We start from the raw sequence: 803 nt of genomic DNA, 5'->3' as shown, positions 1-803 counted from the left end.
CCGACCCAGGCCGAACTGACCGCGTACAAGACGAAGCTGAAGTCGATGCGCGGCCTGCCCGCCAACGTGAAGGCCGCGCTCGAATGGATTCCGGCCGCCGCGCATCCGATGGACGTGATGCGCACCGGCGTGTCGGTGCTCGGCACCGTGCTGCCCGAGAAAGACGATCACAATCTGCCCGGCGCGCGCGATATCGCCGACAAACTGATGGCCTCGCTCGGCTCGATGCTGCTGTACTGGTATCACTACTCGCACAACGGCAAGCGCATCGAGGTCGAAACCGACGACGATTCGATCGGCGGTCATTTCCTGCATCTGCTGCATGGCGTCGAGCCGTCGAAGGCGTGGGTGGATGCGATGCACGTGTCGCTGAACCTGTACGCGGAGCACGAGTTCAACGCGTCGACGTTCACCGGCCGCGTGATCGCGGGCACGGGCTCGGACATGTACTCGGCGGTCACCGGCGCGATCGGCGCGCTGCGCGGCCCGAAACACGGCGGCGCCAATGAAGCCGCGTTCGAAATCCAGTCGCGCTACCAGACGCCTGACGAAGCCGAAGCCGACATCCGCCGCCGCGTCGAGAACAAGGAAGTCGTGATCGGCTTTGGCCATCCGGTCTACACGATCTCGGACCCGCGCAACAAGATCATCAAGGAAGTCGCGAAGAAGCTGTCGAAGGAAGCGGGCAACACGAAACTGTTCTCGATCGCCGAACGGCTCGAATCGGTGATGTGGGACGCGAAGAAGATGTTCCCGAACCTCGACTGGTTCAGCGCGGTGTCGTATCACATGATGGGCGTGCC

Annotated in this window: 1 protein-coding gene; it reads left to right on the top strand. The window is 63.3% G+C overall.

Annotation, left to right across the window (positions count from 1 at the left end):
* The coding region (locus F6X39_RS36155; protein WP_187620161.1) for a citrate/2-methylcitrate synthase at positions 1-803 on the top strand (803 nt) is incomplete at both ends.

Origin of the sequence: Paraburkholderia sp. UCT2, from assembly GCF_014397665.1 — a bacterium.
Taxonomy (GTDB): domain Bacteria; phylum Pseudomonadota; class Gammaproteobacteria; order Burkholderiales; family Burkholderiaceae; genus Paraburkholderia; species Paraburkholderia tuberum.
Note: the sequence above shows the minus strand (reverse complement) of the source record. Positions and strands in the feature narration are given on the sequence as shown.